The organism is Ruminococcus flavefaciens ND2009 (assembly GCF_000621785.1).
Taxonomy (GTDB): Bacteria; Bacillota; Clostridia; order Oscillospirales; family Ruminococcaceae; genus Ruminococcus; species Ruminococcus flavefaciens_C.
This window is the reverse complement of sequence record NZ_JHXI01000035.1, coordinates 1-1,307: the sequence shown is the minus strand read 5'-3', so window position 1 is coordinate 1,307 and position 1,307 is coordinate 1. Positions and strand designations below refer to the sequence as shown.

1 protein-coding gene is annotated in these 1,307 nt (G+C 38.9%); it reads right to left on the bottom strand.

Annotation, left to right across the window (positions count from 1 at the left end; translation table 11 throughout):
• Positions 1 to 104: 104 nt before the first annotated feature.
• Positions 105 to 1,205 (bottom strand): leucine-rich repeat protein, encoded by a 1,101-nt coding sequence (locus tag T488_RS17285; protein WP_155267179.1) that lies wholly within the window; start codon positions 1,203 to 1,205, stop codon positions 105 to 107.
• Between the last annotated feature and the right edge of the window lie 102 nt (positions 1,206 to 1,307).

Genomic DNA, 1,307 nt, shown 5'->3' with positions numbered 1-1,307 from the left:
ACATTATATACATAAAAAATAATCACAGGAATTTTTGATTCCTGTGATTATTTGACTTTTCCTTAGCTTAATGACATTATCCGTATGGAGGGATATTCTACAGATCAACGTACATAAACCGTTGGATTTAATTTAAGCAGATATTTCTGTATGCACAGTGCGTCATTACTCGTAAGTCCAAAACCATGTTCATATACGTCTCCGTTTATCATTCCCTGCTCGGTGATATGATATGGGCTGCTGCCATGGAGAGAATATTTATCGGGATTGGAAAGATGCTGCATGATCAGTATAGCATCAGCAAGCTCAACAACACCGTCATTATTTGCGTCGCCCAGAACTGTTACCTTTGGATCAATCCATGTAGTCTTTACAGTTGTGCCATCGACTACAGTCTTATATACTCTGCTATTATTCAGCTCGCTTATGAACATATAAGCCAGATCCTTGACTGCATCAGGAATGAATGAGAATGTTACCTTGCCCTTCTCATCAGCTGTCTGCTGGTCTATGTAGGCAACATTATCAACATCAAGAAGTCTGTCACTGTCTGCCTCTGTTGCAGTTGCAGGATCCCTCACAGCAATGAATAAGCACTCCTTATCGGGTCCTATGATAGTCGATACTACAGTTGTTACTGTGGTAGTAGCTGTTGTGGTAACTGTGGTAGTTTTAGTAGTAGTTGTTGCCGCAGGCTTTGTTGTCTGAGGCTTGTCAATAGAGATGAAGGTGTTGCCGTTGGTCTTTGCAAATGCTTCTGCTGTTGAACCGTCATGGCCGTAAATGATTACGTCCTCACCTTTTCTTACAATGCTTGAACTGATCTCACACTCAGGATTGTTTATTGTTATAGTTTTAAGATATGTTTTATTGTCATCGTCATACCCGTCAAGGAAAGCAGAAACACCTATCGAAGTAACACTTGCAGGAATATTGACATCAACAAGCCTTGTGCCTGCAAAAGCAGATTCACCTATGGACACCAGACCTGAGGGAAGCTTTATCTTTGAAATACTTGTATCACTGAATGCATTCTTGCCTATGCTTTTTAATGTACCGGGAAGCAATACATTTGAAACTGAATGATTGGTAGCAAACAGACCGGGATTGATCTTTGTTACACCATCATTAATTATAACCTGTCTAAGATTATCACAGTTTTTAAAAATACTCCATGAAGCATCATCTTCATCAAATGTACCCATATAAGTAAAATTCTTATAAAGGGTGTCTGAATCTTTAGTAATTATGAAATGGCTGGATATATCTTTAGGTACAGTGAAATCACTGTTTATAGTAACGGTTCT

Coding starts and splice junctions, on each gene's coding strand:
- T488_RS17285 (WP_155267179.1), bottom strand. CDS start 1,205: ATGGGTACATTTGATGAAGATGATGCTTCATGGAGTATTTTTAAAAAC.